The organism is Microscilla marina ATCC 23134 (assembly GCF_000169175.1).
GTDB lineage: Bacteria > Bacteroidota > Bacteroidia > Cytophagales > Microscillaceae > Microscilla > Microscilla marina.
The window spans coordinates 1-20,879 of the sequence record NZ_AAWS01000037.1 but is presented as its reverse complement, the minus strand read 5'-3'; the positions used below and the strand labels follow the sequence as shown (position 1 = coordinate 20,879).

18 protein-coding genes are annotated in these 20,879 nt (G+C 36.9%); 7 read left to right on the top strand and 11 right to left on the bottom strand.

The window, feature by feature from the left end:
- Positions 1 to 7: 7 nt before the first annotated feature.
- Complete coding sequence (gene pyrE / locus M23134_RS26205) at positions 8 to 664, bottom strand: orotate phosphoribosyltransferase (protein WP_002701388.1); 657 nt, start codon at positions 662 to 664, stop codon at positions 8 to 10.
- Between the two features lie 101 nt (positions 665 to 765).
- Between pyrE and M23134_RS26200 the strand changes: the two genes are divergently transcribed.
- Positions 766 to 1,443, top strand: a complete 678-nt coding sequence (locus M23134_RS26200; protein WP_002701386.1) for an NUDIX hydrolase — start codon at positions 766 to 768, stop codon at positions 1,441 to 1,443.
- A 3-nt stretch (positions 1,444 to 1,446) separates the two neighbouring features.
- Here M23134_RS26200 and M23134_RS26195 read toward each other — a convergent pair whose 3' ends face one another.
- The 10 genes from M23134_RS26195 to M23134_RS26150 all read right to left on the bottom strand — a co-directional run bounded on the left by M23134_RS26195 (position 1,447) and on the right by M23134_RS26150 (position 15,152).
- Positions 1,447 to 2,340, bottom strand: a complete 894-nt coding sequence (locus tag M23134_RS26195; RefSeq protein ID WP_002701384.1) for a DUF3822 family protein — start codon at positions 2,338 to 2,340, stop codon at positions 1,447 to 1,449.
- A gap of 129 nt (positions 2,341 to 2,469) precedes the next feature.
- On the bottom strand, positions 2,470 to 3,525 hold the full coding sequence (locus M23134_RS26190; RefSeq protein WP_002701382.1) for a hypothetical protein: 1,056 nt from the start codon (positions 3,523 to 3,525) through the stop codon (positions 2,470 to 2,472).
- A gap of 773 nt (positions 3,526 to 4,298) precedes the next feature.
- Positions 4,299 to 4,718 carry a BrxA/BrxB family bacilliredoxin gene (locus tag M23134_RS26185; RefSeq protein WP_002701379.1) on the bottom strand — a complete coding sequence of 140 codons (420 nt, stop codon included), beginning with the start codon at positions 4,716 to 4,718 and terminating at the stop codon, positions 4,299 to 4,301.
- A 189-nt stretch (positions 4,719 to 4,907) separates the two neighbouring features.
- On the bottom strand, positions 4,908 to 5,234 hold the full coding sequence (locus tag M23134_RS26180) for a DUF59 domain-containing protein (RefSeq protein ID WP_002701378.1): 327 nt from the start codon (positions 5,232 to 5,234) through the stop codon (positions 4,908 to 4,910).
- A 129-nt stretch (positions 5,235 to 5,363) separates the two neighbouring features.
- Complete coding sequence (locus M23134_RS26175; protein ID WP_002701377.1) at positions 5,364 to 5,786, bottom strand: SufE family protein; 423 nt, start codon at positions 5,784 to 5,786, stop codon at positions 5,364 to 5,366.
- A gap of 212 nt (positions 5,787 to 5,998) precedes the next feature.
- Positions 5,999 to 8,131, bottom strand: coding sequence for a GAF domain-containing protein (locus M23134_RS26170; protein ID WP_002701376.1), 2,133 nt, complete (start codon positions 8,129 to 8,131; stop codon positions 5,999 to 6,001).
- A 171-nt stretch (positions 8,132 to 8,302) separates the two neighbouring features.
- Positions 8,303 to 10,519 carry a polyphosphate kinase 1 gene (gene ppk1 / locus M23134_RS26165; RefSeq protein ID WP_002701374.1) on the bottom strand — a complete coding sequence of 739 codons (2,217 nt, stop codon included), beginning with the start codon at positions 10,517 to 10,519 and terminating at the stop codon, positions 8,303 to 8,305.
- Between the two features lie 236 nt (positions 10,520 to 10,755).
- Positions 10,756 to 12,735: a DNA topoisomerase (ATP-hydrolyzing) subunit B gene (gene gyrB / locus M23134_RS26160; RefSeq protein ID WP_002701373.1), complete on the bottom strand. Its 1,980-nt coding sequence runs from the start codon at positions 12,733 to 12,735 to the stop codon at positions 10,756 to 10,758.
- A 336-nt stretch (positions 12,736 to 13,071) separates the two neighbouring features.
- Positions 13,072 to 14,298: a hypothetical protein gene (locus tag M23134_RS26155; protein WP_002701371.1), complete on the bottom strand. Its 1,227-nt coding sequence runs from the start codon at positions 14,296 to 14,298 to the stop codon at positions 13,072 to 13,074.
- A 152-nt stretch (positions 14,299 to 14,450) separates the two neighbouring features.
- A complete protein-coding gene (locus tag M23134_RS26150; RefSeq protein ID WP_002701369.1) occupies positions 14,451 to 15,152 on the bottom strand; it encodes a YjjG family noncanonical pyrimidine nucleotidase in 702 nt (233 codons plus the stop codon).
- Between the two features lie 117 nt (positions 15,153 to 15,269).
- Here M23134_RS26150 and M23134_RS38925 point away from each other — a divergent pair, with 117 nt between their 5' ends.
- The 6 genes from M23134_RS38925 to M23134_RS26120 all read left to right on the top strand — a co-directional run.
- Positions 15,270 to 16,289 carry a leucine-rich repeat domain-containing protein gene (locus M23134_RS38925; RefSeq protein WP_002701367.1) on the top strand — a complete coding sequence of 340 codons (1,020 nt, stop codon included), beginning with the start codon at positions 15,270 to 15,272 and terminating at the stop codon, positions 16,287 to 16,289.
- A 74-nt stretch (positions 16,290 to 16,363) separates the two neighbouring features.
- Positions 16,364 to 16,744 (top strand): TerB family tellurite resistance protein, encoded by a 381-nt coding sequence (locus M23134_RS26140; RefSeq protein ID WP_002701366.1) that lies wholly within the window; start codon positions 16,364 to 16,366, stop codon positions 16,742 to 16,744.
- A 25-nt stretch (positions 16,745 to 16,769) separates the two neighbouring features.
- Positions 16,770 to 17,237, top strand: a complete 468-nt coding sequence (locus M23134_RS26135; protein WP_002701364.1) for a nucleoside 2-deoxyribosyltransferase domain-containing protein — start codon at positions 16,770 to 16,772, stop codon at positions 17,235 to 17,237.
- A complete protein-coding gene (locus M23134_RS26130; protein WP_157558656.1) occupies positions 17,224 to 18,276 on the top strand; it encodes a hypothetical protein in 1,053 nt (350 codons plus the stop codon). The genes M23134_RS26135 and M23134_RS26130 overlap by 14 nt, the downstream gene beginning before the upstream one ends.
- 55 nt (positions 18,277 to 18,331) lie before the next feature.
- Entirely contained in the window at positions 18,332 to 18,865 is a 534-nt protein-coding gene (locus M23134_RS26125; protein ID WP_002701360.1) for a SiaB family protein kinase, read from the top strand.
- A gap of 45 nt (positions 18,866 to 18,910) precedes the next feature.
- The coding region (locus tag M23134_RS26120) for a hypothetical protein (protein ID WP_002701358.1) at positions 18,911 to 20,879 on the top strand (1,969 nt) is incomplete at its 3' end.

Here is a 20,879-nt window from a genome sequence, read left to right as displayed (position 1 = left end):
TAAGCAACTATGCGTCTATTTCGCGGGGTTGCCACTTAGCAGGATCTCGCCGCCATTCATGCAACGAAGCCATAATTTTTTCGCTCAAATCGTGGCGGTGAGAAAATTCTACCACCAATGTAGTGTAGTTGCTCAATGTATTAAACTTGAGATCAGCATCGGCCATATTTTGCTCCATTACGTCAAACCCATAGGTAAACATCGCCACTATCCCCAATACCTCTACACCTGCTTCACGCAATGCTTCTACTGCTTTGATAGAGCTACCTCCGGTAGATAATACATCTTCTATGACTACTACTTTTTGACCTTTGGTAAGCTTACCTTCTACCAGGTTCTCTTTACCATGTCCTTTAGCTTTTGAGCGCACATACAAAAATGGCAGCTCAAGCTCATCGGCAATCATAGCTCCTTGAGGAATGCCTGCTGTAGCCACACCAGCAATGGCTTCTACAGTAGGATATTCCTTTTTTATCAATTGTATAAATTCTGATTTGATAAATTTGCGTACTTTAGGAAAAGACAATGTCAGACGACCATCGCAATATATAGGAGAATACCAACCTGAACTCCAGCGAAAAGGTTGATCGGGGCGTACCTGAACTGCTTCTACTTCGAGTAACATAGCAGCTACTGTTTCCGCTATATTTTTCTGGTTAGACATCATATATTTTAGTGTGTTTTAAAGTTTCAAAAGATTAACAGAATTAATAGTTTAACTCATTAAATATTAACAAATTAATAACACAAAGTTAAGTAAAGATTATGGATATATTTATACACGACAAGCATATTTCAATTTATAAAAACGACGATGCAGACAATGTTGAACTTTATAGCCAAGTAATTGATTTCAGTCAGGAAAAAACCACTTTACCTGCAAAACTTAATGCACAAGTAGTATTTAAGTGTCCCGGTTTAGAAACAATCAAACAGTTTATTCAAGGCCTTGTAGACCAACACTATCCACCCCTCAAGCATTGTGTCATTTTAGCCAATGATAAAAAAGCCTGTAAAAAGGCCATCAAGTCTTTGTTTTACACCTTAAAGGCGGCAGGGGGGCTAGTCACCAACCAAAGTAATCAGTACTTACTCATTTATCGCCTGGCAAAGTGGGACTTACCTAAGGGGAAAGCTGAAAAAGGAGAAACCAGTAAAATAACTGCCTTACGAGAAGTGGAAGAAGAATGTAACATCAACGTGAAAATTGAGCACTTTATATGCGCCACCTGGCACTATTACCCACAAAAAGGCAAACAAATACTTAAGAAAACCGATTGGTACACCATGCAATGCATTGATGACAGTCACTTGAAACCACAAACAATAGAAGATATAGAAAAAGTAGAATGGATGGATGATGAGCAGCTGCCACAAGCGTTAAATAACAGCTATAACTCTATAGTGTTTGTATTTGAGCAATACTTCAACCAAATGAAGTAAGAACTATAAATGAAGGCTAAATAGGTCGAAGTACTGGTAAACGTCCTTGTCAAACTTATCATTGAATTTAACCCAGGAAACTGATGATTGATTCAAGGTGATTTCTACTTTTTGAATATACTGGTCGAGCAACTTGTAGATACTAGAGTCAGGCATAATATTTCCGGTCAAATTAACAATGCTTTTGTCAGGAAAGTACCTTAACTCATCTATTACCAACAGCACATAGTATAAAAAGTCTTGTTCTGTTTTATAAGCAAATACATTACAAAACTCTAGCTGGTCATCTTTGAGTATACTCAAAGTAAGATATTCACTTTCTACATGCAAAAAAAGTTGTGCCAACCCAGAAGGACCTGATTGTCTTTGTTGCTTCAGGCCTTTGAGCAATGAAGCAGTTTGATGTACAAAGCTCATCTTTTCAGACAAAGCATAAATGTTTTCAAACCAAGCAACCAACTCGGTTTCTACCAAAAACACATTCATTATATTCAAATTTTCGATCTCCGAGTAGCAGATTGTTTGGTCAATGGTTACATCGGTTAAGTGCTTTAGGTATTTTACCGCTTCATCTTCTTCAAACAATGCCTGGGGGACTAAAGTAAAAGCTTTGCCACGATAAGCTATTTTAATTTCGTTCCAACGGTAAGCTTTTAAAAACAAATGATTGTCATATATCCAGTTTAGGTGAGAAGTCAACTGGTTATGAGAGAGGTTTACATAGAAGCTATAATGCTCTAGTATAAGGCAGCGATTAGTTTGGGTATCTATTACACATATTTCCAACCCGTCTTGCCCTATCGACAAGTACAAATTGTAATTTCCTAATGCTTGTATATCAAAGGCATCATCCTGGAAACTTACTTCTCTGATAGATAATTTGTCTGTTGCGTCCAAGGTAGTGAGGAAGTTGAGGGTTTATAAAGAAATATAGTATTAGCGTTCCAGTAAAATGGTCAAGAGCCATGCTACTTCACAGTAACACAGCTCTTTACCACAATTGTTAAATCTTATTGCTTTGATAGCTTATTGCCAGTTACCAGCTGTACTAGGCTCATCTTTTGAACCCACCTTCAGAGGTTTTTCTTTCAAGATGGTAAGTTTATCCTCTACATCTTTCATAATTGTCTGGTAGTCTGTCATTTTCTCATCCCAAGGAGCAAGTCGGGTTTGATATTTTTTAAACTTTTCTACCAACTCTTGATACTCTGCACTTGATTTCTTGTCAGCTTCTTCCAGAGCTCTCATACGTTTGCGAATGGCTTTAGCATCGTCATCTAAGATTTTCTTTCGCTCATTCTTTACATACAGCATATTGTCGACCAACGTCTTCTTCTTTTGCTCTAAGGCTTCTATTCTATCTTTAATCGGTACACGTTTGGCAGGATCAAACTCTCCTCCACGTTTAGGGTTGATAGGAGCCGCATCTTTTACCTCAAAAACAGGAACCAATACACCACCTTTGCGAATAGTATCAGCAAACCACTCAAATTTTAACTGCTTGCCTCCATTACTGGGGATTACTGCAATATTCTCAATATCATTGGCAAATTTGATCATACGATCAATGTGAGAAATCTGAATTTGTGTTTTTGCTTTTGCTTTGTCTTCTTTCAAACGATTAAGAATTCGTTCTTTGGTTGAGATGATTTGTAAAGTATCAATTTTTACAATTACACTATCATTGCCTAAATCTTTTTCTTTTTTCTCTACAATAGGAATTTTTCCATTTTTGAAAAAGTTAATCAACTCCTCAGACTTACCCGCATACATTCCTTTCTGTTTTGCTAACTCTTCCTGAATATCACGAATTAAGGTAAGTTTTGCAATAATCTTTTTTTCCACATTATCAATCTCTGTTTGCTGATCAATGGGAACTTTTACCCCCATGACCATAAACACTAACAAATACACCCCTAATGGTAATACTGCTACTGTGCTTGCCAGATTATATGAAATTTTCTTGGTGACAGCCAAAGCAATTACTGCACCCACTACTACCAAGTATACAATCAAATATACTGGTTGTACAAATCCGAACAAATTCGAAATAATTTCGCTTATTTGATTAAAAAAGCCCATTGTCCTATCAGTTTTTTGTTACGCAATTATAAATAATTTTTATTGACTATATCTTGTTTCAGGCGTTTTTTTTTATAATTGATGAATTGCCAAAATAATATTAGGCAAACTTTGTCGTTCAATTTATCAATTATAACTTGCCCTCTATACAATTAATGCTTTCAGCATGATTAAACAATATAGAGAGGCTTTTAACAGTATTTACTCCCTATCTATAAACTTGAAGTGCAAACTTATAACATTTTTAAGTATGCACAAATATAACTAAAATATTAGTTATAAAAAAACCCTCATCTTTATTCCACAGAAAGTTTCAAATGTAATGTTTATATAAAGATTTTGAGGTAAAAACTCATCAAACCTTGCAAATAATGGTCTGTTTGGGCATTTTGAGGGTATAAGGAGGTAAGAATATTTTTAAAACCACAGGAATCTTTGTTAAAAATGTGTTAATTATGAAAAAGTGGCGTTAAAATACCTTCTTCTGAAAACAAAAATGAGTTTATATTGTTTAGAATGTAGATTTATTGAGAATAAAATCATAATTTTGCATAAGATTAAAGGTCAACACGTGGTTGCTACCTTATGCTCTTTGAAGCATTAAAACGTAACCATTTATTAGGTTTTCATAATTGTAAGTTTTTGATTAGTTAGGTTTTGTAGACTCCTGGATGATATTCTCGGAGTCTATTTTTTTGCCTTAATAAATAAAAGAGCAATGAATCTGTCAGACCCATTGCTCTTTACAATATTTATTAAAAAGTTAGCTGCTACTACTTGCAGTGCTCATCAAAAGCGCCTAACAAGTTGTCAGCAATCATTTGTGGCGTACGACCTTCTATATGATGACGCTCTACAAAATGAACCAATTCTCCGTCTTTGAACAAAGCCACTGAGGGTGATGATGGAGGATAAGGCAACATGTATTCGCGCGCTTTGGCAGTCGCTTCTTTGTCTACCCCAGCAAAAACAGTTACTACTGAACCTGGCTTATGAGCAGTTTCAGATAAAGCAAGTTTAATACCTGGGCGAGCAGCTCCAGCAGCACAACCACATACAGAGTTTATCACCATCAAAGCAGTTCCTTTGGCATCTTTAAAAAAGCCATCTACATCTTCTACAGTCTTTAGCTCCTGAACACCTGCTTGGGTTAAATCAAGACGCATTGGAACAACTAATTCTTCTGGGTACATAATTATCCTAAGTTTAAAAGTTAATACAATAGTTGAATTGACAATTGCTAAAACGTAACTATGGACAAAACATAGTCAATAACAATTATACTGTTTTTGATGTTTTTAGAGTGTTGTTTAAAACTGGTTTGTTGTCTTTTTTCAATAGTACAACAGAACTTCGAAAACACACTTTAAACATACTCTTATTTATAAAAAGCCTAACTCAAGTTTGGCTGCCTCTGACATCATATCTTGATGATATGGGGGTTCAAAGGTCATGTCCAACTCTACATCATTTACTCCCTCTATAGCCAATACTTTGTTTTTTACCTCAGCGGGTAACTCTTCTACTGAGGGGCAATTGGGCGTAGTTAATGTCATTAAAATATATACGTTGTTTACCGGAAAAACTTTGATTTCGTAAATCAAACCTAACTCATATATATCTATTGGTATCTCCGGGTCGTATACAGTCTTCAATGCCTCTACGACTTTCTCTTTCAAGTCAGGCGTTTCGAGTTGATTAGTTTTCATATCTTCTTCTTTTTGGGTGTTACTTTCCCCTCTTTTTTCTTTTAGAAAACAGGTAAAAAGAAAGGTTTATCACCAGATAAAACCATTTTTATCTTTTTTGCACTTTGCACACAGCACATCCTTGATTTTTTAGCCTACCTTTGATTGATAAGCTACTCCATATAACTTCATCTGCTTAACCATAGCTGCCAACCCATTGGCACGAGTCATAGACAAATGCTGTTTCATTCCTATTTTATCAATAAAGTACAACTCTGATGTTGCAATGCTTTCAGGCTTATGTCCTGATAATACACGAATAAGCAAACTTACCAAACCTTTTACAATGATAGAATCACTGTCCCCATCAAAAACTAACTTATCATCTTCCATATGTGTATGTAACCACACATTTGACTGGCATCCTTTGATTTTATTGTCAGTAGTCTTGTATTCTTCACTCAAGGGGGCTAGTTTTTTACCCATTTCGATAATGTAGCTATATTTATCTTCCCAAGTATCGAAAAGAGAAAAGTCCTCTATAATTTCATCTTGAATTTCTTGAATGCTCATAAATCTAATGTTTGTAAAGTACAAAATTAACAAATAAACCCCTCAGTTAAAATAATAGGGAGGAGTTCTTGTTATTTTTTAGCTTTATTGCTCCATTATCAGGCAACTGAATAAGTCGTAAAGCTATAACACAATATTGGGAGATAAGGTTTAAAAATGTAGGGGAGTACTCATTTTGCAACAAGCACTCCTGGTAGTTTCAAAGGTTTAGGTTAACCTCTAAGTGTGTCAATAATTCGATCTTTTTCTTCTATTTGCTTCGCAAAGTCTTCTTTGAGTCTTTTTAATTTAAGATTGGCGTTTTCTCTCACCTCTTTAATTCTTTTCATCACCTTCTCTTCATTTACTTGTAATGCCTGAAGCTGCTCATTAATACGCCCCTCTTGTTCTTTTTGCTTGGTAATTTCGTAGCCAATAGAGTTTATTTTCTTTAGCTCTCCCTTGGCATTATATACCGGATACACTATTTCGTACAGCCAAAATTTATGACCATCTTTGGCGTAACGAACAAACTCACCTTTGACCAACTTACCTTCTACTATGCTATTCCATTCTTTTTGTACTGCTCCTGCCTTATGGCGCAACAACACCGTATAATGCCTTCCTACAAGTTCGGCACGACTATAACCAGAAACTTTTTGAATGAGTGCATTAGCCTCTGTATAATTACCATCAGCATCCAGTTCCAACACCGTAAATGATTCGTTAATCACATTTAGTTCAGCTTCCAGCTCACGATTGGCTTGCTCCATGTGGCTTTTAGTTGTAATTAACTCCTTCATTGTCCGCTCTTTTTCTTTATCACGAATTCTTACTTGCTTTGCCATTTGCTGCGACTCATGCAAAAGTTGTTGATTTTGGATGGAGGTTTTTACCCTGGAAATAGTTCCTGCAATACTCTCGCTCAACTGTTTGACAAAATCAATTTTATATTCAGGAAACTTGTCAAAAGAGGCCAATTCTACTACTCCCATTAGTTGGTCGTCTCCAGTAAGTAAAGGCACAATCAAGATACTTTTTGGTCTGGCACCTCCCAACCCAGAAGAGAGCTCGATATAGTCGTAAGGAATATCCGTCACATATACTACATCTGCTTCGCGCCAGGCTTGTCCTACTAAGCCATCTTCTTTTGTCAGTTCTTTTTTAAGATATTTTGTCCGGTTATAAGCATAAGATGCTTTCAATTCCAGCACAGGTTTATTTGTTGTTCCTTGTTCATTCAACACAAATACACCTCCTTGGTTAACCTCAAGATATTTTACCAGGTTAGTGATAATACTTTCATAAAACAACTCAAAGCTCTGCTCTTCATCGTTTCGCAAAATATTTCCAAACTTTGCAAACCCTTCGTTAAACCAGTTACGTTGCTGGTTAGCTACTGCAATTTGTCTCAAGCTATTCTGCATCTTTGCCAATGACTGCCCTACATCTCCTTCTTCATCAAACACCTGTATATCTGTATCAAAGTTTCCAGTTCCTACTTCTTCGGCAAATACTTCAAGCTTTCTAAAACTATCTGTTAATTCATCTATTTTATCTACCAAATCATTCATTTCATACACCGATTTCCTGAGTTTTCCAGGAAACTTACCATGCAACAAATTGTTGATATGTTGTTTTAGCTCTTCTACAAAACTAATGGTGCGGGGCAATACAATGAAAGAAATGATAATGCCTGCCATTAAAATAAAAAAAGCAAACACAGCATAATAATTAGCATTGCTTAGGTTTTTACGTTTAAGCAATGCCATACGATCTTTGAGTGCTACTTCGTGGTATACAACAGCCTCGTTTAAGGTACGGTGTATATTAATGCTCAAATTATTAATCTGGCGATCTATATCTTCAAAGTCTTGTGATGCCTGGGTAGGCTTCTTATCATCAAACATCCCATCATTCTGTGTAGTCAAAGCAGAAAAGTCAAATTTATTCAAACGCCCAAATTGCTTTTCTAATGTAATCATTAAACCACGTACTTGTTTTACCTTTTGCTTCAATGCTTTGTCATCAAGCTTGTTGCTTATGTTCGATAAAGAGTCTAGGTAAGTCTCCGCACGGTTACTCCAGATAGAATCTATATTAGTGGTGTGTTTGAACAGCACCCGGCTTTTACGCAAGTGGATAGAGGTTTGAACTGCTATATCCAGGTTCTGACAATTCCGCTGAATGTCTTGGTGGCGATTTTTAATAGTAGTCAACTCTTTGTTTTGATCCTGTGCTCTAAGGGTAATCAAATACCATCCACTGGCAAACACCCAAAACAAAGGCACATACAACCAAAACAACCTACCGATAACGGAGTTGCGCTGAAACAACGTATTTAAGCCATATTTTTGTTCTTTCATCCGTATATTGCGTCTTTGATAAAGTGGCTTTGTATCACCACCAAAACAATTGATTCAATCAATCATGTTGCTTTATATGTTACCAGTGCACAAGCGAGCGCTTTGACAGGCTTATGCACTGGCAATATTCAGGGAAAAATTATGCCAAGTTAAAAGCTGTAGTACAATCTTTTAGAATAACTTGGTTTCCAGAATGGTTTGTTCATTTACTTCAAAAAACTCTTCGTGCAAGTTAAAAGGTTCCTCATCTCCACTGACCTTTGTTTTGATAAAGTTTCCATTTTCTTGCATCATATATGAGTTCACATTATCCCTTAGGTTATAATCAAGTATATGCATTGCTTGTTTTTTCACACCTTCGTCTACCATCAAAAACACCGATTCTATACGACGATCAAAACTTCGTACCATAGAGTCGGCACTTCCACCATAAATTTTAGGGTCGCCATTGTTATGAAAATAAAACATGCGTGAATGTTCCAGGTAGTCTCCCACAATTGATTTTACCATAATGTTTTCACTTAAACCTACTCGTTGGGGACGAATACAACAAATGCCTCTTACGATTAACTTGATCTGCACACCTGCTTTAGATGCTGCATATAACTCATCAATCATCCGTTTATCTTCCAGCGAATTCATTTTCATTACAACGCCGCTCGTCAATCCTTTTTGAGCATTTTTTGCTTCATTCTGAATAAGCTTAATCAACTCATTGCGTAAATCACGAGGGGCAGTAAGCAAATACTCATAATGATGAGGTTGGGAGTGTCCAGTAATCACATTAAAAAACTCAGAAACATCGTGGGCATAAGTTTCATTGGTAGTGAGCATTCCAATGTCAGTATATAATCTTGATGTGCTTTCATTGTAATTACCACTTGCCAAATGTACATAACGAGTGACACTTTGCTCTTCTTTACGTACAATCAACAACATTTTTGTATGCGTTTTATACCGTCCTATGCCATGAATAACATAACACCCAGCCTTTTGTAGTCTCTCTGCTTCACGAATATTATTTTCTTCATCAAAACGAGCCTTTAGCTCAAACAATACAGATACGTGCTTTCCATTTTCGGCAGCCTTTTGCAAAGCACTGGTTACCCTAGAGTGTTTGGCCAGGCGGTATATAGTAATTTTAATTGCCAATACATCAGGGTCTTCTGCAGCGTCTTCTAAGATGTGTAAAAGTGGCTCAATGCTATGATAAGGGTGATGTAATAATATGTCGCTTTCTTTGAGATGTTCAAAATAATCGACATCAGGGTCTATCAACCCTATAGGCAATACGGGTGAATGTATAGGAGGGTATTTGTCTTTAAAGTTTTCGTGCCCTGCAATACCAAATAAACTGGTATAGTCCATCAATGTATCATTCACAAAAACATTGTCATCGTCTAATTGCCAACGACGTTTCAGGTTTTTCATTAACCAAGTCGAGTACCCCTTCTCTACCTCTATTCTTACTACACGACCTGTTTTACGAGTTTTTATTTTTTGCTTAATTTCATCTATAAAATCAGCCTCAATGTCATCACTTTCTTCTAAAGATATATCACCATTACGGGTAACCCTAAACAAAGAAACCGATACAATGTCTATGTTACGATAAAGTTTGTTGATTTGCCAGCGAATAATACGCTCAATGGGCACAAAAATGATCTCATCATCTTCTCTCTCAAATTCATAAAAACGGGGTAAGTTTTGAGGGATTTGTACAAAAGAAAATCGACGCTCATCTTTATCAGTGCTTTGCAGGTTTCGGGTGACCACCCCAAAGGTCAAAACCTTGTTCATTAACACAGGAAAAGTTCGATAGTTATCGTATACCATTGGGGTAAGCATAGGAAAGATAGTTCGCATAAAATAAACTGCGGCCTCATCTTTTTCTGCATCTGTAAGCCCTTCTATACCCAGTATTTGAAACCCATTCTCTTTAAACTTAGGCTTTAGTACCTCTTTGAAATGCGTATGCTGTGCTTGGGTAAAATCTTGAATTTCTTCAAACAACAGCTTTTTAAAAGGTTTTTCGCGTAAACCCGAATAGTCTATTCTTTCTTTGCCGTAGTCTATGTAGTTGTATAAACTCCCCACACGAATCATAAAAAACTCATCCAAATTTGAAGCTGTAATTGCCAAAAACTTCAACTGATCATAAATATTACGCTTAGGGATGCGCGCCTGGTCTAACACACGCCGATTAAACAACATCCAGCTTAAGTCACGGCTAATATAGTTACTTTGCTCAATAAGGTTGGCAATGCGTTTATTTGTAATAGGCTTAGGCACAATGTGTCCATCACGCTTCTCTTTTTCAATAGCACCTGTTGGAGTGTTCTTCTTTTTATCTGCTATCTTGTCTTTATTTTCTTTTTTGGCAATCATCGTGTTGGTCTATTTTCGGCTTATACTAAACAAATCAATAAAAATTGGGAAATCGGTTCAGAATACTAAAAAAACTCTGAATTACCAATTTCCCAAAAGTTAAATTTATGCGATATGATCTTGTAAGTTATTAGTTCAAAATTGTTGTCTGTTTTTTTGGATAAAAGCTTAAAGAATGAGAGAGAACATTTACTTTAAACCAGACAATTATTGAAAACTAATCGCTCAACATTAAATTATATATCTACATTCGCATACTTAGCGTTTTCTTCTATAAACTCTCTACGTGGTGGTACATCATCTCCCATCAACATAGAAAACAAATGATCGGCTCCCGCAGCCGACTCAATAGTTACTTGTTTTAAACTTCTGTTTTCAGGGTTCATGGTAGTTTCCCACAACTGTTCTGGGTTCATCTCTCCTAAACCTTTGTATCGCTGTACGTGTACAGACTCAGGCTTTCCGTTACCAGCCAACTCTTTGATGGCAACATCTCTGTCATCATCGTTCCACGCGTACAACTCTTTTTTTCCTTTTTTTACTAAATAAAATGGAGGCAAAGCAATATACACATAACCACTCTCAATCAAGTCACGCATATAACGGAAGAAGAAAGTCAAAATCAATGTTCTAATGTGGCTTCCATCCACGTCAGCATCCGTCATAATTATGATCTTATGATAACGTAGTTTCTCCATATTCAACGCCTTGTCATCATCATCCTTACCAAAAGTAACTCCTAGAGCCGTGATAATGTTTTTAATTTCTTCGTTGTCGTAAATTTTGTATTCTTGTGCCTTTTCTACGTTCAGAATTTTACCTCTCAATGGCAAAATTGCTTGAGTATTACGATCACGCCCTTGCTTGGCACTACCACCTGCCGAGTCACCCTCTACCAGGTATAGTTCACACAAGCCAGGATCTTTTTCCGAACAATCGGCAAGCTTACCAGGCAAGCCAGAACCACTCAGTACATTTTTACGCTGTACCATTTCACGCGCCTTGCGGGCAGCATGACGTGCTTGAGCAGCCAATATTACTTTTTGAATGATAGACTTGGCTTGTTTAGGGTTTTCTTCAAGAAATTTACTCAGCGCCTCACTGGTGGCATTATCTACCACCCCCATTACTTCAGAGTTACCCAATTTGGTTTTGGTTTGACCCTCAAACTGAGGCTCAGCAACCTTTACAGAAATAACGGCAGTAAGTCCCTCTCTAAAATCATCTCCGGTTACATCTACCTTGGCTTTCTCTAGCATTCCCTCCTTATCAGCATAAGACTTCAAAGTACGGGTAAGCGCCCGGCGAAACCCTGAAATGTGTGTACCACCTTCAATGGTGTTGATGTTATTTACATAAGAATACACATTTTCAGAATAAGAATGGTTGTAAGTGAAGGCTACTTGTACAGGTACGCCTGACTTTTCTCCTTCTACATAAATGGGCTCAGGCAAAAACGACTGACGAGTTTCATCCAGGTAACGTACAAACTCAGTAAGGCCGCCTTCTGACAAAAAGTCTTCAGTCAAAGCCTTACCATCTTCACCCTTCACCCTGTGATCAACCATTGTCAGGCGAATGCCCTTGTTCAGGTATGAAAGTTCACGCAAGCGTTGAGAGATCGTTTCATACTTGTATTCGATAGCAGTAAATATGGTAGCATCGGGCACAAAATGTATCACTGTACCTGTCTTATCCGACTCTCCTATTACCTCTACCTCTGTTTGAGGATCTCCTTGTTTATATTCTTGTTGGAAAATTTTGCCTTCGCGGTGTACTGTGGCTCTTAAAAGAGTAGATAATGCGTTTACACAAGAGACACCTACCCCGTGCAATCCACCTGATACTTGATATGTATCTTTATCAAATTTACCCCCTGCATGCAATACTGTCATTACTACCTCAAGCGCAGACTTTTGCATTTGGCTGTTAAACCCAGTAGGTATTCCACGCCCGTTGTCTGTAACTGTAATAGAATTGTCAGTATTTACCTCTACTGTGATATGATCACAATACCCAGCAAGTGCCTCATCAATAGAGTTGTCTACTACCTCCCAAATAAGGTGGTGTAACCCTCGTACACCTACATCGCCAATGTACATTGATGGACGCATTCGAACCGCTTCTAACCCTTCTAATGCGCGTATATTATCAGCAGAATATTCTGAGTTTTTGGCGTCTACAGCACCATTTTGATTTTCCGTAAATTCGCTCATAATTTTTCTTTTTCAAAGAGGTAAATTTACAAAAAAAAAATGACATTTAGACTATCATTTCCAAGGTTTTAGCACAAAAACAAAGAGGTTTTATGAGAGATGTAAGTTATCTTGAGCAATTGTAATTTTGGGGTGCAAATCACATTTTTCACCGCCTGTTTTCAAGGCAGCATAAGAACTTATGACAACAGTACTTAACTAAAATTAAAGTACTTATATTCAAGCACTTAAACTATTGACCAGATTGATGCAACATAATCATCGTTTTAACCCAAGAAAAAAAGCCTGACATCAATGCCAAGCTTTGGTATTTACTTTATGTAAATGTTTTATATCTTATTTCAAGTAGCTGATCAACCACACCAACAGTAGACTCACTACCAAACCTAAGAAGATTTTACCAAGGTCTTTGAGTACTACCATAATCACAGACCGGAAACTCCCTGCTTCGCCGCGTGCCAATTGATAAGTAAGGGCTATTTCGCGACCAGCCAGCAAACCCACAAACACCCAAGTAGTACTCATAGGTATTTTGCTATATTCTTTGAAAATAAACAATACAATACCATAAGTAAAGTCAATGATGGTAGCCGAACGGATGTCAAAGGTGTTAGTTTTGGTAGTCACAATTTTTTGAATACCTCCCCCACGTTGATACAATATAAGCCCTAAAAGTCCTACTAGCAAGGCTATAGCTAACCAGTATCCTAAGGCTGACAGGGCACCATGGCGTGGCAAGTATACAAATATGTTCGCCATGTCTTGAATGATCCATTGACTCCACAAAAAGCCGGTAGAAATCCATTGAGCAATCATCCAACTATTAGAGGTATATTCTTCTGAATCTTTACTATTGGCAATTAACCCTTGACGATATAAGAAAAAATACACTGGCACTACTACCAATGCTGCTAATACATTTTTGAACACAAACAAGCGATAAGTTTTATAGGCTTCTTTGCCAAAGATACCCTCTATGAGTTGATAATGTCCAATTAAATTGACAATAACAATACCCAAGCCTATAGCGATCAGGAAGTTGAAAAAAGCTCTTAGAAATACCGCATTACTAGAGGTTTTGGTAAACTCTTGATATTTATGGCTAGTACTGATAAAGTATTTTTCGAGACGTTTAGAAATGAACATATACAACACGATTGCTACTACAAACGCTGTTAGGTATCCTAGCAATGATTTTTCGACCATGCTTCGGATATTTTTGGAACTAAACACACTTAGAATAAGAAATGTAGTGCTTACGGGTATTCCAAAACGAGTAATTACTACTAAAATAACAGGAGGAAGTGCTAACCACCAATGGTAGTTTTTCGGGAAAGGAATTTTATCTAAGCGACCATAGGCAATATCACCTTGAAGTTGAAACCAGGCGTAGGTAGCCACGGCTAAAAATATACCGCCAATATACAGCCATAACAAATGCCATTTGCGTTTGCTGTTGGAACTGATGAAGGTTCCTAACGTTTGAATCACATCATTACCAACCACTGAGTATGATGCCAGAGAAAAGCCCAGTATCATAATTATCTGTGACGTTATATCCATTGTCTGTTATGCCCTAAGGGTAATTACGAAACTTAGTATAGATAAATTTTAACTGAGGGCAAAACAAACAAAAAAAAACCAGATAATAAACTCTAAAGTGGTTAAAAATCGTTGCCTCCCAATAAGGATTCATTTTTTAGTGCTTTAAATGTTTAAAACATCTCTATAAGCTCCTTCAGGCTTGTAATTTCTTTATACACTTCTTCTTTGTGTGCTTTTTGTAAAGGGTTATAAAACACATGGTCAAGGGCACTATTTTTAGCACCCGCAATGTCGGCCTCCAGACTATCGCCAATCATAATACTCTCTTGGGTTTTGGCACCAGCCTGACGAAGTGCATATTCAAATATTTGAGTAGAAGGTTTTTTATAACCAGTACAACCTGAAGTCACCACTACATTAAAGTAATCACCTAATTTGGCGCTGGCTATTTTTACTGGTTGTATGTCAGAAAAACCATTGGTAATAATATGTAATTCATATTTACCCTTAAGGTAATCTAGCAGCTCTTGTGCCTGGTCACACAAATGAGGCTTAGTAGGAGCCATACCCAAGTAATCGTCCGAAAATCGTTTTACCAATTGATGAGGCATATCTATTTTAAATTGAGTAAAGATTCTTTCAAACCGTACCATTCTTAAAGTTTGATGATCTATGTTATTTTCTCGGTACTGCTTCCAAAGTTCTTGATTAATGGCGTAGTACTTGGTCAAAAAATCTTGCTGATCAATCACTTCTTTGCCTGCCTCAGCAAGATTGTAATGTTCAAACAACTCAAGTAGGGTTTCTTTAGAGTTGCGCCGAAAATCCCAAATGGTATCATCCAGGTCAAAAAATATATGTTTATAATTCATTAGTTCAAAAATGTATAAAGGTGAGCTTGTTATCAAGTAAAGGTTTGATTACATTTCTTCCGTAAAGAAAAAAGATATAAAATAAGCACCTAATATTTGCTATAAAAAATACATAGAATGCCCATACAAGGTAAAAAACTATCTGCCCAACAACTCGAGCAGGTTTATCAGTTGCTAGAAGATTCATCCTCCAAAAAAGTGATTAGTGGTTTAAACAAATTGCGCCAACACAAGCTTGATTATAAAATCATATCTTACTTGGTAGGAATGAGTTGGTTTTATCCTGATACAAAGATTCGACGTCGGATAAAACACCTTATTTTTAAAGAGGTATCTGACGACTACGCCAGTTTTTTAAAGGGTAAGTGGCGTTACTTGCCTACTCCTACCCTACCCAAAGTATGGACCTTGATAGAAGAGGTAGTAAAACACCCACAAATAGATGCAGGCATTATTCGGCAATGGGCTTATCGAGAATACCTCACAAACCCTGAGTTGAAACTCAACAACCTGAAATTGCAATACCTTTCATCTGAACTTGCCACCTTCAAGCATTTAAAAGTACTTGACCTTGCACATAATCATTTGCTTACCTTGCCTCCTGAGTTTGGTAAACTAAAAAAACTAGATACACTATCTCTTGCACATAATCAAATTGCTGTATTGCCTACTGAAATACGCAAGCTTAAAAGCCTAAAAAAGTTGGATTTAAGTGCAAATAAAGGGATGAATAACTTGCCAGGAGATTTGAGTAATTGGGCTAAATTAGTATGGTTGGACTTAAGCTACAATAGTTTCAAGACACTGCCATTAGGCATTTGTAATTTACCTAAGCTCAAAGAGCTGAACATTGCCCACAATGAGATTAAACAACTCCCCAAGGCTGCCAAGCAGTTAAAAAGACTAAAAAAACTCAATTGGTCTGCCAATGAGCTTTCTAGCTTATCTATCGAGTCACTACTCTTATTAGAAAACCTTACTACCCTTGATATCTCTGGTAACTTGTTGGAAGAGTTACCGCTCAAATTAAAAAAACTGCCTTGTTTGAAGCAAGTCACCATTCATAATATGCCTGCATTGGCAAAGCAACGACATCAATTAAAAAAGAATTTTGCGCCTATTGAACTTATTTTCTAAACTTGGTTCTGTAATAATCTCAGGTTTTTGATATATTTACTCAACCTAAAAGGTGATTCAAATAAACTTATATTATGGTAAACAAAGAACAATTGTACGATGCTTTTGGTGAACTAATTTATGCAGTAGCAAAAGCTGATGGTCTTATTCAAGCGGAAGAACAACGCATGTTGGAAAATATTTTGACAGCACACCCTTGGGCTAGTCAAATCCGTTGGTCGTTCGATTATGAAAGTAAAAAAGGCATGAATCCAGAAGATAGCTATAAAAAAGCCTTAGATATTTTTAAAGAACACGGACCTGACCCTGACTATGTGTATTTATTGGATGTGCTCGAAAAAGTAGCAGAAGCAAGTGATGGTATAGATGCCAACGAACAAAAAGTCATAGACAGTTTTCAGTCTGATTTGTACAAACGCTTTGTTAAGGATGCTGAAGAAAATAACTGGATGTAAATAAGTTATCGTAAGTGCCAACCAAATGAAAGTTATAAAACCGCCTGATTCTATTGACATTATTCCTAATACCAAGGCAGTCTTTTTGGCAGGAAGCATAGACATGGGCAATGCTATAAACTGGCAAGTCACAGTAACTCAAGCATTGGCTGACAGTCCTGTTACTTTTTTGAATCCCCGACGCGATGATTGGGATGCCTCCTGGGAACAATCTACCAATAACCCTCAGTTTGTAGCACAGGTAAACTGGGAACTAGAGGCGCTAGAAAAAGCCCATTATATTGCGATGTATTTTGCTCCCCACTCAAAAGCACCAATTACACTATTAGAGTTAGGGTTATTTGCTCAAAGTAAAAAGTTAATCGTGTGTTGTTCAAAAAACTTTTGGCGCAAAGGTAATGTAGATGTGGTTTGTCAAAGATATGATATTCCACAAGTTACCAACCTGGAAAACTTAATTCAAGCAATAAAAAAAGAATGTGTGGAAATTTAATTATAAATATTACTGGGCTATTGGATGGTTATGTATAGGGCTACTTCATACTCACTGTCGTTCTCAAAAATCAAAAGTAACTCCTGCGTTTTATTATTGGAAGACGATCTTTAATCTTTCCACAAACGAACGTAAATATTTAAAAGAGTTGCAAATCAAGCGGCTATATGTACGCTATTTTGACATAGATTGGAACCCTTACCGAAAAGAAGCGCAACCAATAGCTGAGCTCAAATGGCAAACCCAGAACATACCTATACCACACTTGGTACCTACTGTTTTTATTACGAATCGTACACTTTTGAATATTTCTTATAATCAATTAGAGAAATTAGGCAACAATATTGCTAACAAAATACTTGAGAAGTCAAAGAATCTCAGAAACGTAACCATTCGTGAAGTCCAACTGGATTGTGATTGGTCGGGTAAAACCCAAAAGCGTTTTTTCAAATTAATTGAAATACTGAGAGAACAGGTCAAAGGCAACGGTATTAAGACCCTATCAGCAACCATTCGGTTGCATCAGCTTAAATACTACAAAAAAACTGGAGTACCTCCAGTAGATCGTGGTATGCTGATGTTTTACAACATGGGAAGTCTCGATGGTAAAAATACCAATAACTCTATTTTAGACCTCCAAATTGCCCAACAATACTTGGGCAAATCAAAGAAATACCCCCTACAATTAGACGTGGCATTGCCAATCTATCAGTGGGGCGTTTTGATAAGAAGAGGACGCGTTATAAAGTTGCTGAATAGCTTAAAAAACAATACATTTGTTAATACCCGTTTTTTTCGTCAAAAACAAAAACAAGTGTTTGAAGTCATCAAAAGTACTTATTTAAATGGCGTTTACCTTTATAAAGGTGATTTGATAAGGCTCGAACAGGTTAGTGCTCACAACTTACAACAAGCGGCAAAGTTGTTACGTCGTTATATAGTAAGTAATCAGTTGTATATTACATTATATCATCTGGACGAAAAAAACCTGAAAAATTATGAGCCTAAAGAATTAAAGAGTATTTTCTACTCTTTTTAGCTTGAATTGCTATTCAATTGTTATACTAAATTAACCAAAAATCTAAGCTTGAAAGATGGGTTACATCTATAACTTGCATAAAAGATTGATGGACGAAAACTTGATTTTGGTCTATGAAGGGGAATTTACCCAAGAAATAACCAAAACAGTTTTAGCAATGGCCGAACGTAACATGAACGTTCTCGGCGAAATTTCCACCATTCGCAAAAAAGTCTTCAATATAATGATTGAGTGTTTGCAAAACCTTGTGAAACACTCAAGCAACAGTTCGATTTTTATGATTGGTAAGCACGACGATGACTATATCATAGGATCGGGCAATCCTGTAACTAAAGAGGAAGCTGCTACCATTGCCGAGAAAATAAACTATGTGAATGGTTTGAGTCGGGATGAGCTACGTGCGCTTTTCCGCGAAATCGTAAAAATTGGTGAACTGTCAGATAAAGGTGGGGCTGGTTTAGGATTCATTGATATGGTACGAAAATCGGGAGAAAAGTTATTGTTTGATTTTCAGGCAATAGATAACGACATGATATTCTTCTCTTTGCTTTTGCGTGTAAGACGAGGAAATTTTGATTATTTAGTGTAAATTTGAGTAGGTGTCATTACCTAAAATCTACTCAAATTTACGAATATGAAGTTTTTAAAAATGGCTTTTGTGGTTTTAGTACACGCAGCATTTGTACTAAAACCACAAGAACTCTCTCAGTCTGCCTGTGGCTTTTATGAACCAGGCATCACCTATTACAATTTTCTCGATCCTGAGATTATTAACCAACCTCATAGTAAACCTTTCTTTTTTACTTTTGAACGTTTATACGATTATCACTGGGATAAAGAAGAAGGACGCACCCAAGACAACCTTGTTGAATGGAAGGCCTATTTCCAAAATACACCTTCAACCAATGACACCAAACAGTTGGTATACAAAGCTAAGGTCAATGAAACTAAGCTTATCAAAAACTATGTAGCGGGCATTAGTGGTTCTCTTCCAAGCAAATGGCGTAATAACTCAGCAGTGCAACACCTGAAGAACACACGTGCTACTGATGTGGTGAAATACTTGCTATTTGCAAAAAAATGTGAACCTTATGTAACTAACTTAGGTGACAATCGCTGGCGAAATATCCCCAAAAAAGACAAAGAGGCAATGCAAGACCTCATTATTAATGGCAATGGCGCTTACATAAACTCCTCTAATAAATTTTTAAAAATGCGCTATGCTTATCAACTAGTACGTTTAGCGCATTATTCTCAAAACTACACTCAAGCTGTTAAGCTATACGATCAGTTGGCAAAACCATTGGCAAGCAACTCTAGCTCTCTTATCAAATATTGGGCACTTGCCCATAAAGCAGGCGCTTTGACACTAAGTGGTGCTAAAGTAAAAGGAGCATACCTTTTTGCCAGAGTTTTTGACAAATGTCCCAGCCGCAGGGTACAAGCTTATGATAGTTTTAAGATTTCCTCAGATCAAGACTTTCGTCAAGTACTAAACCTGTGTAGAAACAGCGAAGAAGCTGCTGCTGTATATTTATTGCGAGGAATAAAACCCTATGCAAACGCTATAGAAGAAATGCAACGTATTTATCAGATAGCACCCTCTTCCAAACACCTCTCACTATTGCTCACTCGTGAAGTCAATAAAATGGAAGTAAACTTATTATCTGCCAACTTGAGCAAAAATTTGGCTTTTTATCAAAAGTTTGATGGTTTCCCAAAACAAGAGGCTATTCAATACCTCAAAGAGTTGAAAGCAATGGTAAGCAAGGTGGTACAAGAACGTAAAGTAGATGATTTGACATTATGGCAAATGGCTCACTGCTACCTAGAGTATGTAGCAGGCAAGCCCACTAAAGCTTTACAAATGTTTAACAAGCTTTCAGTCAGCTCTCCCCAACTCAAGTATCAAGTACAAGTATTTAAGTTAGCAATAAAAATAGCACAACTCGATAAAATCACCAAAGTAGAGGAAGGATCACTGTTCCAGCAAGTAAGATTATTAAAGCACAACCATCTGAACGATTACTTACTCAACGTGTTTCGTCATAAACTATACGCCCAAGGAGATATAGGTAAAGCGTACTTGTGCCAACCACAAAACTCAGCACTGACTATACCACTTACCATGAAAGTAGTAGATAACCTGATTTCTTGGGAGAAGCGTACTAAGAACAAAACCCTTTTTGAAGAAACCTTGAATTCATCGCTCAAAAACTGGTATAAGGTAAAAGCTACTATGTATTTGCGTAATGACCAATTAAAGAAAGCCGTTAAACATTATACATTGGCAGGTGAATCAAAAAAACTATTGGCTAACCCTAAACACTACACAATTAGTGGAAGCTACGGACACCGCCGTCCGGTTATTAATAAATATACCCAAGCCAGTTTAGCAAAAGAAATACTTCACTTACAAAAACAAGCTGCGAATGCCAATGCAATGTTCGAACTAGGAAATATTTATTATAATATCACTTGGTTTGGTAATACTTGGGATGCTCTACAAAACTATCGTAGTAGTACAGGTACTTGGGGCTATCGCTATAGCCTAAGAAACAAACCGCAGCCGATTCCTCGACACTTTAATTTGTCTTACCCGT

Coding starts and splice junctions, on each gene's coding strand:
- pyrE (WP_002701388.1), bottom strand. CDS start 664: ATGTCTAACCAGAAAAATATAGCGGAAACAGTAGCTGCTATGTTACTC.
- M23134_RS26200 (WP_002701386.1), top strand. CDS start 766: ATGGATATATTTATACACGACAAGCATATTTCAATTTATAAAAACGAC.
- M23134_RS26190 (WP_002701382.1), bottom strand. CDS start 3,525: ATGGGCTTTTTTAATCAAATAAGCGAAATTATTTCGAATTTGTTCGGA.
- M23134_RS26185 (WP_002701379.1), bottom strand. CDS start 4,718: ATGTACCCAGAAGAATTAGTTGTTCCAATGCGTCTTGATTTAACCCAA.
- M23134_RS26180 (WP_002701378.1), bottom strand. CDS start 5,234: ATGAAAACTAATCAACTCGAAACGCCTGACTTGAAAGAGAAAGTCGTA.
- M23134_RS26175 (WP_002701377.1), bottom strand. CDS start 5,786: ATGAGCATTCAAGAAATTCAAGATGAAATTATAGAGGACTTTTCTCTT.
- M23134_RS26170 (WP_002701376.1), bottom strand. CDS start 8,131: ATGAAAGAACAAAAATATGGCTTAAATACGTTGTTTCAGCGCAACTCC.
- ppk1 (WP_002701374.1), bottom strand. CDS start 10,519: ATGATTGCCAAAAAAGAAAATAAAGACAAGATAGCAGATAAAAAGAAG.
- gyrB (WP_002701373.1), bottom strand. CDS start 12,735: ATGAGCGAATTTACGGAAAATCAAAATGGTGCTGTAGACGCCAAAAAC.
- M23134_RS26155 (WP_002701371.1), bottom strand. CDS start 14,298: ATGGATATAACGTCACAGATAATTATGATACTGGGCTTTTCTCTGGCA.
- M23134_RS26150 (WP_002701369.1), bottom strand. CDS start 15,152: ATGAATTATAAACATATATTTTTTGACCTGGATGATACCATTTGGGAT.
- M23134_RS38925 (WP_002701367.1), top strand. CDS start 15,270: ATGCCCATACAAGGTAAAAAACTATCTGCCCAACAACTCGAGCAGGTT.
- M23134_RS26140 (WP_002701366.1), top strand. CDS start 16,364: ATGGTAAACAAAGAACAATTGTACGATGCTTTTGGTGAACTAATTTAT.
- M23134_RS26135 (WP_002701364.1), top strand. CDS start 16,770: ATGAAAGTTATAAAACCGCCTGATTCTATTGACATTATTCCTAATACC.
- M23134_RS26125 (WP_002701360.1), top strand. CDS start 18,332: ATGGGTTACATCTATAACTTGCATAAAAGATTGATGGACGAAAACTTG.